The 13,687-nt window shown below is 64.7% G+C and carries 13 protein-coding genes; 4 read left to right on the top strand and 9 right to left on the bottom strand.

What is annotated here, in order from left to right; all coding sequences use genetic code 11:
* Positions 1-56: 56 nt before the first annotated feature.
* From AC6I9R_RS19900 to AC6I9R_RS19890, 3 genes are all read right to left on the bottom strand, one after another.
* Entirely contained in the window at positions 57-1,262 is a 1,206-nt protein-coding gene (locus AC6I9R_RS19900) for a hypothetical protein (RefSeq protein WP_461428397.1), read from the bottom strand.
* A 111-nt stretch (positions 1,263-1,373) separates the two neighbouring features.
* Positions 1,374-3,443, bottom strand: coding sequence for a vWA domain-containing protein (locus AC6I9R_RS19895; protein WP_461428398.1), 2,070 nt, complete (start codon positions 3,441-3,443; stop codon positions 1,374-1,376).
* Complete coding sequence (locus AC6I9R_RS19890; protein WP_497863027.1) at positions 3,440-3,985, bottom strand: RNA polymerase sigma factor; 546 nt, start codon at positions 3,983-3,985, stop codon at positions 3,440-3,442. Before AC6I9R_RS19890 ends, AC6I9R_RS19895 begins: the two co-directional genes overlap by 4 nt.
* 242 nt (positions 3,986-4,227) lie before the next feature.
* Between AC6I9R_RS19890 and AC6I9R_RS19885 the strand changes: the two genes are divergently transcribed.
* Genes AC6I9R_RS19885 through AC6I9R_RS19875 form a run of 3 tightly spaced genes read left to right on the top strand, consistent with a single transcriptional unit; the run spans position 4,228 to position 6,286 of the window.
* A complete protein-coding gene (locus AC6I9R_RS19885; RefSeq protein ID WP_461428400.1) occupies positions 4,228-5,151 on the top strand; it encodes a sulfite exporter TauE/SafE family protein in 924 nt (307 codons plus the stop codon).
* Complete coding sequence (locus AC6I9R_RS19880) at positions 5,148-5,903, top strand: TIGR02186 family protein (RefSeq protein WP_461428401.1); 756 nt, start codon at positions 5,148-5,150, stop codon at positions 5,901-5,903. Before AC6I9R_RS19885 ends, AC6I9R_RS19880 begins: the two co-directional genes overlap by 4 nt.
* Complete coding sequence (locus AC6I9R_RS19875; protein WP_461428402.1) at positions 5,900-6,286, top strand: nuclear transport factor 2 family protein; 387 nt, start codon at positions 5,900-5,902, stop codon at positions 6,284-6,286. The genes AC6I9R_RS19880 and AC6I9R_RS19875 overlap by 4 nt, the downstream gene beginning before the upstream one ends.
* 83 nt (positions 6,287-6,369) lie before the next feature.
* Here AC6I9R_RS19875 and AC6I9R_RS19870 read toward each other — a convergent pair whose 3' ends face one another.
* The 6 genes from AC6I9R_RS19870 to AC6I9R_RS19845 all read right to left on the bottom strand — a co-directional run bounded on the left by AC6I9R_RS19870 (position 6,370) and on the right by AC6I9R_RS19845 (position 12,112).
* Positions 6,370-7,098, bottom strand: coding sequence for an SDR family oxidoreductase (locus tag AC6I9R_RS19870; RefSeq protein ID WP_461428403.1), 729 nt, complete (start codon positions 7,096-7,098; stop codon positions 6,370-6,372).
* A gap of 101 nt (positions 7,099-7,199) precedes the next feature.
* Positions 7,200-8,747 (bottom strand): ATP-dependent DNA helicase, encoded by a 1,548-nt coding sequence (locus tag AC6I9R_RS19865; protein ID WP_461428404.1) that lies wholly within the window; start codon positions 8,745-8,747, stop codon positions 7,200-7,202.
* A 53-nt stretch (positions 8,748-8,800) separates the two neighbouring features.
* Positions 8,801-9,103 carry a hypothetical protein gene (locus tag AC6I9R_RS19860; RefSeq protein ID WP_461428405.1) on the bottom strand — a complete coding sequence of 101 codons (303 nt, stop codon included), beginning with the start codon at positions 9,101-9,103 and terminating at the stop codon, positions 8,801-8,803.
* A gap of 172 nt (positions 9,104-9,275) precedes the next feature.
* Positions 9,276-10,268 carry an N-alpha-acetyl diaminobutyric acid deacetylase DoeB gene (locus AC6I9R_RS19855; RefSeq protein WP_461428406.1) on the bottom strand — a complete coding sequence of 331 codons (993 nt, stop codon included), beginning with the start codon at positions 10,266-10,268 and terminating at the stop codon, positions 9,276-9,278.
* 61 nt (positions 10,269-10,329) lie between these two features.
* Positions 10,330-11,508: a M24 family metallopeptidase gene (locus AC6I9R_RS19850; RefSeq protein WP_461428407.1), complete on the bottom strand. Its 1,179-nt coding sequence runs from the start codon at positions 11,506-11,508 to the stop codon at positions 10,330-10,332.
* A gap of 97 nt (positions 11,509-11,605) precedes the next feature.
* Complete coding sequence (locus tag AC6I9R_RS19845; protein ID WP_461428408.1) at positions 11,606-12,112, bottom strand: hypothetical protein; 507 nt, start codon at positions 12,110-12,112, stop codon at positions 11,606-11,608.
* A gap of 172 nt (positions 12,113-12,284) precedes the next feature.
* On the opposite strand from AC6I9R_RS19845, the gene AC6I9R_RS19840 reads away from it, so the two are divergent.
* Positions 12,285-13,655: an aminotransferase class III-fold pyridoxal phosphate-dependent enzyme gene (locus AC6I9R_RS19840; protein WP_461428409.1), complete on the top strand. Its 1,371-nt coding sequence runs from the start codon at positions 12,285-12,287 to the stop codon at positions 13,653-13,655.
* Positions 13,656-13,687: the final 32 nt, after the last annotated feature.

Here is a 13,687-nt window from a genome sequence, read left to right as displayed (position 1 = left end):
TCTGAAAGAAAATGTCCCGAGAGGGTACCCTCAGTGCTCAGAACAATGTCGCCAGTTCACAAGCGTCCCCAAGCTCGCGACACCCTGATCCCCATCGCCTGCGCCGTCCGCTCGATCTCTGCCACGTGACCGGCTCGCTCCGCGCCGCTCCACAGGGTGACGGTGAAGGACTGCGCACATGCCGCGAAAATGCAGCTTTCTGCCGTACCCGTGTCGCTGCCCGCATAGATCACGGCGCCGTCCAAGGCTGCGCTCTTGGTTTGAACGGGCGGCAGAAGGGACAGCACGACGTCATAGGGGGCGAAACCGAACAGGGCCTTTGGGTACAGCCACGGCACACGCGGGTGCAGGAAGCGGTGGATCTGGTTCAGCCTGCGGTGCCAGGTCTGGACGAACATCGGCTCTGGCCCGCGCCGGGTCAGGGCATCGCGCATCCGGGTGGCAAAAGTCGGGAAGCCCTCGGCATGGGCGACGGTGATTTCATCCATCCGCAGGCTCAGCACTTCGTCGTCGCACAGCCGAACGCGCGCATGGGGGCGGGAGGAATAGGCGGCGTGCAGTTTGGCCTTTGGTTTGGGCAGCTGGCCCCGGTGGTACGACACGAGGGCAAAGGCCAAATCGCGCTGTCCCATGTTCAGGGACCGCGCCACGCGGCGCAGGTCCGCACGGTCAAACCGCAGCGCGGCAAACCCGAATGCCGCCCGGTCCTTTGTCTCAAAGCGTGCCGCAGCAAGGTTGAGCGCCCACAACAGCGGAGAGATAGCCAGCGCGCCAAGCCGCGCGCCCAGGGGCAGGCCCGCGTCTGTCACGGGGCGGGCGGCGTGCTCGCTGTTGCGACCGCGCAGAAGGTCAGCCACGTCACCCCCTTCCATCAAGGCGTGGGTGGTCACGATCACAATCCGCGCCTTCGGCGCCTGGTGGCCCGAGAGGGTCTGACAAAGCGCGCGGAATGCCGGGCGATCCGTGTCATGGAGCGGGGTGGAAAGCGTCTTGTGCAGCTCAGACGCGGCCTCGGCTCCAGAGGTTGGGGTGCTGAAGGCGCATTGCGCGCCCCAATCGACATCGGTGGCTTTGAAATGGCCGCTCTCCTTCAACGACTCGCGCCAAAGAAGTTGCGGCGCGGCAGCGACGATATCGGCCACCAATGACCGGAACGCGTCCTCGGACACCGCGTGGTCGACCTCGGCAATCGCATGGACGGAATTACGGGCGTGGGCGAGGTAGTATTGGATCGCGCTGAAGCGCTGGAACACGGCGGGCATGGAGGGGGGGCCTTGGTGGGAAAGGGCACGGGTGCGTCACTCAGGCCGATGTCGCGCGGCGGTGCAAGCCCGCCGCGCCACAATACTTGGCGCGGCGGGTCCGTTGGGTGACTACTGCGCCAGGCTTTCGGCCAGCCGCATCAGCTGTATGGCCTCGGTCCGGTAGCCGAACTCATCGTCGCCACGGTTGGCATTGGCCAGGGCGATGGCGTCCGCGTAGTCCCAATCGCCCAGAAAGTCCGATCCGCGCAGAAGCTGGCCAAAGCCCGCAATGGCGGCGGCGAAACTCGCGTCTGTGCCGGGATCAGCGATGGCTGTCGCGATGGGAAAATCGATCAGTTGGCTGTCCTCCGCGCCCGGCTCTTTCCAACGCAGCGAGATGAAGCCCAATTCGTCACTGAACGCGGCCTCGGCCTGTTCGCCCGCGTCCGCCGCATAGCGCAGGGGTGCCACTAAGATGGCCGGAGAGCCAACGGGCGTGATCTCGTAGATCGCGGTGACGGAATGGCCCGCGCCGATGTCGCCCGCATCCACTGCGTCATTGGCGAAGTCTTCGCGGGCCAGCGCGCGGGTCTCATAGCCGATCAGGCGGTATTCGGCGATGACCTCAGGGTTAAACTCCACCTGCACCTTCAGGTCGTCAGCGATGGGGAAGAGCGCGCCCGCCATCTGGTCCACAAGCACGCGCTGCGCCTCGTGCAGCGTGTCGATATAGGCCGCCGTCCCGTTTCCGTTCTGGGCCAGCGCCTGCATCGTGTCGTCCTGCAGGTTGCCGCGCCCGAAACCGAGGACGCTCAGGTAGATGCCCGTTTCGCGCTGGTCGGCGATGTAATCCTCCAACGCATTCGGGTCTGACAGGCCGACGTTGAAATCACCGTCGGTGGCCAGCAGCACGCGGGAAACGTCGCCTTCCTCGGTCATCTCGGCAGCGAGGCGGTAGGCCTCTTCCAGGCCCCCGACGCCATTGGTGGAGCCGCCTGCTTGCAGCGCCGTGAGTGCTGCGGAAATCGTCGCCAAATCGCTCGCCGCCGTGGGCTCCAACGCCACACCGGCGCTGCCGGCATAGGTCACGATGGCGACTTCATCGTCGGGGTTCAGACGGTCGAGCATGAGGCGGAACGATTGGATCAGAAGGGGCAGTTTCGCGGGGTCATTCATCGAGCCGCTGGTGTCGATCAGGAACACCAGATTCAGGGGCGGGCGATCCTCCACCAAAGGCATCTCGCCCTGGATGCCGATGTGCAAAAGCTGCGTGTCGGGGTTCCAGGGGGTCTGGAACACCTGCACCGTGGGGCGGAACGGGCTGATGTCATCCGCGGTCGGCGCCGGGTAGTCGTAGGGGAAATAGTTCACCATTTCCTCGATCCGCACGGCGTCGGGCGCGGGCAAGGCGCCGCGGTTCAGGGTCGAGCGCAGCAGCGCATAGGACGCCGTATCGACGTCAATCGAGAAGGTCGAGACAGGGTCTTCCGCCACGATCTGGAGCGGGTTGGCATCGGCGTTGGCGAACTCCTCGCGGAGCGGCGCGGGCCGCAGCACCTGTTCACTGGGCGCGACAAGCACCGAGGCGGTGTTGCCCGCGCCGTGTTGCGCGACCACGCCGGTGTTGAACCTGCCCGTCGGGGCAACGCGGCCCAAAGTTGACGTATTCCCAACCCCGGCCTCGCCATCCGCAACTATCATGTCGAGGATGCCCAGGTCCGTGGGCGCAGGCGCACGGGTGCCGAGGTCTTCTGCATCGGCGAAAAGCGGCGCGGGCGCGGGCATGATCGGGGCTGGTTCGGCTTCTCCCGTCTCGCCTACGCTCAATGGAAAGGCCTCTGTCACAGGGGCTTCCACCACCGGGACTTCCATCACTGGGGCGGGGCCCTGCAACATCTGTTGGCCCTGGGGGCTGAGGTACAGGAAGCCCACGGCGACGAGGGCTGTGGTGGCGGTCAGCATACCCTTTTGGGCGCCGGTGGTTTTTGTAATCAACATATCAAAAGCTCCTTTGAAAAAGCCCCGGTTTTTCGGGGTCTCAGAGCTTTGACGCGCCGCTTGCAGCGATCCTTGGGCGGCGTTGAAAATCTCCATTGAACGTGCCATCGACTCGCCCTTGCGCGCAGCATCCGGCGCGGGCGTCGCCTCGGCCATGGCGCGCTTCAGGTCGTCCAGATCGTTGAATTCGTTGGAGGTCATGTGGTCTTCTCCTCCTCTTGTTTCATCTCTCGCAGCTTCTTCTTGGCCTCGGCCACACGCCACGAAATGGTGCCCTCGGACACGCCCAGGATCTCTGCCGCATCGCCGTGGGTGACGTCATCCAGCACCAAGGCCAGCGTGTCGCGCAGCGACGGCGACAGCCGCGCCATCGCGCCGTAAAGCCACGCCGCGCCATCTGCGGCTTCTGCCGCCGTTTGCTGGCGGTCCACTTCCCAATCGGCCCACCCGTCGGTGGCGCGCGTGTAGCTGGCCTGCCGCCTGCGCCGGTCTGTGGCCGCGTTCACGGCCACCCGGTAGAGCCAGGTCGTGACCTTCGCCTGCGCGCGGTACCCGGCAAGCTTGCCGGGCAGGGCGAGGCAGATGTCCTGAGTCAGATCCTCGGCCTCGGCGCGACTGCCGGTCAGGCGGAAACACAGGCCAAACAGACGGTCATAGACGCGGGTCAACAGCAGCTGGTACGCCGCCCCATCGCCGCCTGCTGCCGCAAGGGCCAGGTCTTCATCACTCACATTCATGCGCATCTCATACCCTATGACGGGGCGGGGCTGGCGATCCTTGGGTGCGGATCCGAAAAATTTCTGAGGTTTTTCAAGGGAAGGTCGAAATTGAGACCGATGTTCTCAAAAACAGCTTGACCTCAAGGGGGCGCGGGGGCCAAAGCAGGGCCTTGTTGCGTTTCGGTCATTCGCCGCAAGTGTCGCACTGGCGCTCGTGGGCATAGGCAGGTTACACGCAATCACCGCGACTCAGAGGCCCGTCCGACATGCAAATCTACCTACCCATTGCCGAGGTGAGCGTGAATGCGTTCCTTCTGCTGGGATTGGGCGGGCTCGTCGGCATTCTGTCGGGTATGTTCGGGGTCGGCGGCGGTTTTCTGATGACGCCGCTTTTGTTCTTCATCGGCATTCCCCCGGCGGTTGCGGTCGCGACCGAGGCGAACCAGATCGTCGCTTCGTCCTTTTCGGGCGTGCTCGCGCACCTGAAGCGAAAAACCGTTGATTTGAAGATGGGCACCGTCCTGTTGATCGGCGGTTTGATTGGGGCTGCCATCGGGGTGCAGGTCTTTGCGATGCTTACGGCGATCGGCCAGGTCGATCTGCTGGTGAAGCTTTGCTACGTTATTTTCCTGGGGATTATCGGCGCGCTGATGTTCGTCGAAAGCCTCAACGCCATCCGCAAGGCGCGCAGTGCCGGTGGCGTGGTGCCGCCCAAGCGGCGCCAACGCGGGTGGATCCACGCGCTGCCGTTCAAAATGCGTTTCCGCACCTCGGGGCTCTATATCTCGGCCATCCCGCCGCTGGTAGTGGGCCTTTTCGTGGGCGTTTTGGCGGCGATCATGGGTGTGGGTGGCGGCTTCATCATGGTGCCCGCGATGATCTACCTTCTGGGCATGCCCACGAAGGTGGTGGTCGGAACCTCGCTGTTCCAGATCATTTTCGTGACCGGTTTCGCGACGCTGATGCATGCGACGACGAACTACACCGTGGACATGGTGCTGGCGGTTCTGCTGCTGGTGGGCGGTGTGATCGGCGCGCAGATCGGGGCGCGGATTGGCGTGAAGATGAAGGCCGAGCAGTTGCGGATCTTGCTGGCGATCATGGTCCTCGCGGTCTGTGGCAAGCTGGCGTTTGATCTGCTGGTGATGCCGTCGGAGCTTTACTCCATTGGCGCGGGGGCAGGGCATTGAGACGCCTCGCGCTCCTCCTCGCTACGCTCCTCGCAGGGGTCACTGCGGCTGCCGCCGAAGAGGTCGTTGCGGGTCTCTCCCAGGATGCGATCAACATCACGGCGAACTTTGAGGGATCGGAGATCCTGATTTTCGGCGCCGTCAGCCGGGTGGCGCCCGCGCCCGAGGGCGACCTCGAGGTGATCGTTACCATCGAAGGGCCCTCTTTGCCCGTGGCCGTCCGCCGAAAAGACCGCCGTTTCGGGATTTGGGTTAATACCGATGCGATTGAGGTCGACGCCGCGCCGTCGTTCTATGCGATTTCGACCACGTCGGCGTTCGGGGACGTGATCTCGGCCACGGAAGACTTGCGCCACCACGTCTCAATTCCCAATGCAATCAGGGCTGTAGGTATCGGCGTAGCGGATGGGGAATCTTTCACGGACGCCTTGATCCGGATCCGCTCGTCCGAGGATTTGTACCAGTTGAACGAGGGTGACGTGACCCTTCGTAACGAAACCTTGTTCGACACATCCATCCAATTACCCGCAAACCTGGTTGAAGGTGACTACCGGACCCGCATATTCTTGACCCGTGGGGGGGAAGTCCTCGACGTTTATGAGCAAGATATTGCGGTGCGGAAAGTCGGTTTGGAACGGTTCATCTACAATCTCGCCCACGAGAGGCCCTTGGTTTACGGCATTCTGTCGCTGACCATCGCCATTCTGGCGGGGTGGTTGGCCTCTGCCGTATTCCGCTACATTCGCGCGTGAGTGCGGCCGCGCAGAAGGTCGTGCGCAGGTTCTGGCAGGTGATGGCCACCAATGATTTCCACGCCGCAAGCCTCTGTTTAACCGAAGATTTTCGCCTTCAGTGGCCTCAGTCCGACGAGATGATCGAGGGGCGTGAGAACTTCGCGGCGCTCAATTCAGCGTATCCTGCGCAGGGGAAATGGACATTTGATTTGCGCCGGATCGTGGGAGAAGGCGATCAGATCGTGACCGAGGTGGGCGTCAGTGACGGCGTCATCCGGGCGACCGCGTTGACGTTTCACACGGTGCGGGGCGACTTGATCGCCTTGCAACGGGAGTTCTGGCCCGATCCGTTTGAAGCGCCGACGTGGCGGGCTCCCTGGGTTCGGGTGCCGGGCCGCTAGGGATTGGCGTTGCAGGGGGCTCTGCCCCCTCTGCGCCTCCTGAAGGAGGCGCTCACCCCCGGAGTTTTTCGGGCAAGATGAAGTCAGCCCCGCCCGACGTAGGGCATGTTGGTGGCCAGCACCGTTTGGAACAGGACGTTGGCGGAAAGCGGCATGTTGGCCATATGCAGGACCGATGCTGCGGCCTCAGTCACATTCATCATATCCATCAACGGCTTACCGTCTGCGATGCGACGCGCGTTCAGGGCGTCCACCAGATCGGTGCGGGCGTTGCCGATGTCGATCTGACCGGCCGCGATCTTGAAGGGGCGGCCATCGAGGCTGAGGGTTTTTGTCAGGCCGGTGATCCCGTGTTTCGTGGTCGTGTAGCAGACCGAGCCTTCGCGCGGGGAATGGGCCGACAATGAGCCGTTGTTGATGATCCGGCCCCCTTGCGGGTCCTGGGCGCGCATCTGGGCGAAGGCCACGCGGGCCACGTTGAACATGCCGGTCAGGTTCACAGAAAGGCTTTGATGCCAGTCGTTTACGTCAATCTCGTCGATGGTGCCTTGGGGCGTGAAAATGCCCGCGTTGTTGAACACGGCGTCTAGCCTGCCCCATTTGGAGACGACTTCTTTTACGGCGGTTTCGACCGCGTCCAACTGGGTGACATCGCCCGGTAGGGCGAGTGCATTGTCATGGCCGGAGGCCACCTCTGCGAGGAGCGCGCTTCGGCGTGCGAGGAGGGCCACGTTCCAGCCGTCCGCCAAAAACGCGTCTGCAGTGGCGCGGCCAATGCCGGAGCTGGCGCCAGTGATGAGGATGGTTTTCATGGGGGGTCTCCTGCGTGAAACGGGTCTGATCCGGGCCTGAACGGGGGCTGTGACATCCGTACACAAGGCGTACACAACCTGTACACCGAAGGGTGTTTGTCTCAGCCGGGGGGCGGACCCTCGGCGGTGTCTTCTGCTTCCAGGGTCAGGGGGGCGGCCCTGGCCACCAGATCGTCGGTGCCGAGATCGCCCGTGGGCCGGGACAGCATGTAGCGGGTGACCCAGATCAACCGCTCTTCCGCGCGGGTGATGGCGACATAGGCGAGGCGTTTCCACAGCGCCTGGCCCGCCTCCATCCGGCCCGCGCGCGAGGCGGCGTAGAGATCGGGCGCAAAGACCTGCACCTCGGGCCATTGGGAGCCCTGGGCCTTGTGCATCGTCACCGCCGCGCCGTGGAGGAACGCGGCCCCCATGCGGGCGGCGTAGGGGAGGAAGGGTTCTTCCTCGCCGGGTTTTTCGATCTTCACGATCGAGGCGGCGGAAAAGCGGGGGGTTTCGGCGCCCAACACGTGGAGGCGTGAGAACCCCGGTTTGTTGCCGGGGCCGAGGTAGACGACGGGGGCGCCCTTGATCAACCCGCGCGCTTCCAGGTCGATGCGCTTCTTGCGATGCTTGAGGGGCAGCTCGATGCCGTCGCAGATCAGCGGCTCTCCCGGCAGGATTTCGTCGTCGCCTGCGCCGAAGGCGGCGCGGAAGGCGGCGATGAGGCGGATGCGGGTGGCGTTGCGCCAGACCAGCACCGGGCTGCGCGCCATCATATCGGAGTTCGCACGGGGGGAGACGACAACGCGGTCGTCGCGGGCGGCGGCGTCTTCAATCATCCGCTCGAAATCACGGAACTCCAGCTCTGGATCGCCGAGGGCGTGGGCGAGATCGAGGATCGGGTTGTCGGCATCCTGGCGGTGGACGCGGCCCAGGTGCAGGAGGTTGTCGCCCTTGAAGCGGTCGAAGATCATCTCACCGCTTTGGCCCACGGGTGCGAGCTGCGCCGGGTCACCGAAGAGGATGAGTGTCGGGAAAATCTCTTTCAGGTCCTGGAACTGCTTGTCGTCGAGCATGGAGGATTCGTCGACCAGCCCGATGTCCAAACCATCTTCGCGGCGCTTCCAGCCGGTGATAAAATCGGACCCGCGCAGGCCTGCGGACGCCAGCGCCGCGGGCACGGATTTGGTGGTGTCATAGACCTCTTTCGCGCGGTCGAGCGCGGCATCGGTCAGGGCTTCGATCACCGGGCGTTCGCCCTGGCCTGCCATCCATTCGGCGACCTTCTCAAACTCCGGGTCATAGACGGGCGTGTAGAGGATGCGGTGGATTGTCGTGGCGGGCACGCCGCGGCTGCGCAGGACGCTGGCGGCCTTGTTGGTGGGCGCGAGCACGGCGACGGTGCGGCGTTCCTTGCGGCGCTTGCCCTCCCAATCGCCGGAGACGATTTCGACGCCGGTACGCTCCAGCGCTTTGACCAGTTCCGCCAGCAGCAACGTCTTGCCCGAGCCCGCCTTTCCGGTCACCGCAAGGACGGCCCCGGCGGTGTCCTTGGCGGGCACCAGCGTGTCGTCGTCGATATCCACGCCCATGTCGCGCAGCACCTCGGCGATGCGGTCGTGGGCCTGGGCCTGATCCTCGGAGAAGGTGGGGGCGGGTACATTCATGGGCGGACCCTACCTGCGCCGGTGGGGGAGGGGTAGGGGCTAGGGCGCTGATCCTAGAGCAACACATCCGCCAACAAGATCGGGGACGCGTCGCGGGCATCGGAGAGGTCGTCGGTGGCCTCGGCCAAGGTTAACGCAAGCGACCGGGCCAGTTGCGCATCGACGCGGGCCGGCGCATTGCCGTTGAACGTCTCGATGATCACCCGGTCGGCTGCGAGAAGCGCGCGGATGACCGAGATGGCGGGCGCATCGGGCACGGCGCTGCGCAGGGTGGTGGCAAGGGTGAGGGCGTCGTTGTCGGGCGCCATGACGGCGGCCAGGACGTGTTCCAGAAGGGTCTCGGTGTCTTTGCGCATGGGAGTTCGGTCAAGGCCGTCCATTTCAGAAGGAAGGGTGACCGGGGTTCTCCCGCAAGGTGGCCGGTTTCATCGGCGTCTGCTTTGGTGAGCACAACGCACCTAGCCGCGCGCGGGGATGCGGACAAGCGCGGGTTTGGAAACAGACAATTTTAGGGATTTGGTTAACTTTTCAGGCGGGGAGCGGCCCGCCGTCGGTGCCGATGACGAAGGCGCAATCGCCGGGCTTGATCAGGCCGGGCACATGGCGCGCGGCCAGCAGGCCTGCGCGTTGGGCGGTGAGCACCTTGGGCGCTGCCGTGAGGTCTTGCGGGTCGTAGATATGGGCCAGGCGTTGGCCTTCTTCGACGGTGTCGCCGAGGGCCACCTGGGGGTGGAAGAGGCCGCCGTGGGTGGCGAAGTGGAAGCCTTGCGGATCTGACAGATCGAGGGCCCGGGACGGGACCGGCCTTGCGGGGGCGTCGTAGATGCCGTGGAAGGCCAGGGCGCGGCGCAGGCCCGAGATGGCAATCTCGGCTGACTGGGGCGTGGATGTGCCGGCGCCGCCGATCTCGGTCGTGACGAAGGTCTTTCCCGCCCGCTCAACCGCGCCGTCGAGCATGCCGGTGTCGTCAATCTCGCGCAGGCGGGCCGTGTAGGGGGCGGAGAACGCGCGGGCGGCGGCGGCGCAGCTCGCGTCCTGGTCGGGGTCATCGAGGATGTGGCTGATCGCCATGGGCAGGAAATCGAGGGTTTTGCCGCCGGAATGGAAGTCGATCACCAGATCGGCTTCGGGGATCAGCACGTCATTGTAGAAGGCCGCGATCTTCTGGGTGAGCGTGCCTGCCGGGTTGCCGGGGAAGGCGCGGTTCATGTTGACGCCGTCGATGGGGGAATTGCGGGTCGCGGCCAGGAAGGCGGGGTGGTTGAGGGACGGGATCAGGATCAGGCGGCCGGTGATGTCGGAGGGGTCCACATGGCTCATCAGGTGGCGGATGGCGATGGGGCCCTCATATTCGTCTCCGTGATTGCCGCCGGTGATCAGCGCGGTGGCGCCCACACGGGTGCCGTTGACGATGCAGAGGGGCACCATGATGTGGCCCCAGGCGCTGTCATCGGCGGAATGGGGGATGCGGATGTGGCCGTAGTGCTTGCCGGGGCGGTCGAGGGGGATAGTGAGGGTCATGGTTGCGACCTTTGTGCGGGTTCGGCCCCTCCTCGGGTCCTTTGGACCCTCCTCGCAGCGGTCATTTGACGAAGACCTTGCGCGGCAGGGAGGAGAGGCAGTCTGCGCCGGTCTCGGTGATCAGGATCGGCTCGGTAATCTCAATGCCGCCGTCGTCGAGCCAGAGGGCTGGCATGAAGTGGAAGGTCATGCCGGGTTCCAGAACAGTGGTGTCCCCGGCGCGGAAGGACATGGTGCGTTCGCCCCAATCGGGGGGGTAGCTGAGGCCGATGGCGTAGCCGCAGCGGCTGTCTTTTTCGTATCCGCGCGCATTGAGGGTGGTGTTGAAGGCGTTCGCGATGTCTTCGCAAGTGTTGCCGGGCTTGGCGGCGGTGAGGGCCTTGGCGCTGGCCTCCAGCACCGCGTCTTCGGCGCGTTTGTAGGCGTCGGGCATGGTGCCAAGGAACAGCGTGCGGGACTGGGGGCAATGGTAGCGGCGGTAGACGCCGGCGATCTCGAAGAACGTCGCCTCGCCTTCCTGCATCGGCTTGTCGTCCCAGGTCAGATGCGGGGCGGTGGCGTCCATGCCCGAGGGCGTCAGCGGCACGATGGCGGGATAATCGCCCCAGGCGTCATCCGTGCCCAGAACCGAGGTGCGCAGGATTTCGGCCACCAGGTGGTGCTTGGGCAGGCCGGGTTCCGCGACCTCCAGGATGCGGGTGTGCATCGCCTCTACAATGGAGGCCGCTTTGCGCATGCGCGCGATCTCGGCGGGGGATTTCACGGCGCGCTGCCAGTTCACCAGGCCCGTGGCGTCGTGCAACTGCGCGTGCGGCAGACCGGCCTGAAGGGCGGCGTGGGCGGCGGCGGAATAGTAGTAATTGTCCAGCTCCACGCCGATGGACGCCGAGGCGCCGCCGCGCTCGGCGATCAGCGACGCGAGCGTTGCGTGGGGGTGCTTCGATGGGTTCTGGACGTAGGTATCGTCATAGCCCACGACGTGATCGTCGGGCATGTAAACCGTGCGCAGCGCGCCGAGGCCGTCCATCGCGCGGCCCCACCAAAGCGGAAGGCCCGAGGGGCCGACGACCACCGCCTGATGCACGTAGAACGACCAGCCGTCATAGCCCGTGAGCCAGGCCATGTTGGACGGATCGGTGACGATCAACCAATCCAGATCGCGCGCCGCCATCGCGGCACGGGTCTTGGCCAGACGCGCGGCGTATTCGCCATGGGAAAAATTCGGAATTCGGTCAGGCATGGCCTCTCCCCCCAGTCTGAGGGGAGAGTGGTCCGTAAGTCGGGTGGCGGTCCAGCCCCTTTGCGACATCGCGCGGGGGCGGGACGAGAGGCGTGGCTTAGGAGAACCGCTCGCGCACTTCTTCGGCGGATTGGTTGCCCTCGGGGATTTCGAGGCCCCGCTCCAACATGATCTGCTCTTGAATGGCGATGTAGTCGGCCCGGGTCTGGGTCTCCATCGAGGTGGGCGAGCCGGTCGTCGCATAGGCGTAGTGGGTCTGATATTGCGCCATCAGCTCTGCATCGCTGAGGATGTTCGGGTCAGACCATTGGGCGTAGGTGTGTTCGGCCCACCCGCGCCCCTCGGCGTCCGTGCCCCAGGAGGGGCCGTGCTGGGCGGCGAGGTAATCGTAGCTTGCCCAATCCATCGCCGCGACGGCGGCGGCGAATTCGGTGATGATGCCCTGGTTGACCAGCTGGTCATCCATGTCGCTGGAAAGCGCGGACACGCCCCCTGACACAACAGCGGTGGTGGCAAGGCCCAGACCCACGAGGGCGGCGGTGAGAACAACCCAATCAACGGTGACGGCACCGCTATCGGACTGGATGAATGTTTTGAGCGTCATACGCGTTACTCCTTGAAAAACTCTTCGTTAGGCTCTTGCTAGAAACGAATTGTGGCCAAGACGCGGGCATTTAGGTCAAATTCTGTGAAACTTGATATCACGCGTTGTCGCTTGCAAAGGCACCGCCGTTGCCTTGAGGTGGCGCAGACGGAACAGGCTGGGGGACGTGCAGATGCTGACCAATGACCAATTGAGCCAGTGGGATCAGGACCACTTCTTCCATCCCTCCACGGCGCTGGGCGCCCATGCGCGCGGCGAGGCGTCGGGGATGATCGTGAAATCGGCCGAGGGATGCCACGTCACGGATCGCAACGGCAACAGGATGCTGGACGCTTTCGCGGGGCTTTACTGCGTCAACATCGGCTATGGGCGGCAGGAGGTGGCGGAAGCCATCGCCGCGCAGGCCCGGGAGCTGGCCTATTACCATTCCTACGTGGGCAATGGCACCGAGGCCTCCATCACGTTGGCCAAGATGGTTACGGACCGCGCGCCCGAGGGGATGAACCGGGTCTATTTCGGTCAGGGCGGATCGGATGCCAATGAGACCAACATCAAACTAGTCTGGTATTACAACAACATCCTGGGGCGGCCTGAGAAGAAGAAGATCATCTCGCGCTGGCGGGGGTATCACGGGTCGGGGCTGATGAGTGGGAGCCTGACGGGGCTGAGCCTGTTCCACAAGAAGTTCGACCTGCCGCTGGGTACCGTGCGCCACACCACCGCGCCGTATTACTTCCAGCGCAGGGATGAGGCGCAGAGCGAGGCGGCGTTTGTGGCGATGTGCGCCGCCGACCTGGAAGAGATGATCGCGCGTGAGGGAGCGGAGACCATCGCGGCCTTCATCGCAGAGCCGGTGATTGGGACGGGTGGCATCGTGCCGCCGCCGGAGGGCTATTGGGCGGCGATCCAGCCGATCCTGAAAAAGCACGACATCCTGTTGATCGTCGATGAGGTGATTACCGGCTTCGGGCGGTTGGGCAGCATGTTCGGCGCGCCGCTTTACGGCCTGGAGCCTGACATCATGACGATCGCCAAGGGGCTGACGAGCGCTTATGCGCCGCTTTCGGGCTCCATCGTCCATGATCGGGTGTTTGAGGTCCTGGCCCGCGGCACCGATGAAAACGGACCGTTGGGCCACGGCTGGACCTATTCGGCCCATCCCATCGGGGCGGCGGCGGGGGTGGCGAACTTGAAGCTGCTGGACTCGCTGGGTTTGGTGGACAATGCCGCCGACGTCGGCCCCTACCTGACGGCGCAGATGCGCGCGGCGCTGGGCGGCCATGATCATCTGGGCGAGATCCGGGGTGTGGGCATGTTGACGGCGCTGGAGCTGGTGGCGCGGCCCGGGACGCGGGAGGGGTTTGACCCTGCCGCCAAGGTGGTGCCGCAGATCGTGGCAGCCATGGCTAAGCGCGGCGTGATCGCGCGCGCCATGCCCCAGGCCGATATCGTCGGCTTCTCTCCGCCCCTGTGCCTGACCCATGCCGAGGCCGACACCATCGTCGGTGTCACCGCCGAGGCGGTGGCCGAGGTTCTGGGGTAACGCCTGCAAACAGCCTTGATCCAGAACAAGGC

This window comes from Gymnodinialimonas sp. (assembly GCF_059726805.1).
Note: the sequence above shows the minus strand (reverse complement) of the source record. Positions and strands in the feature narration are given on the sequence as shown.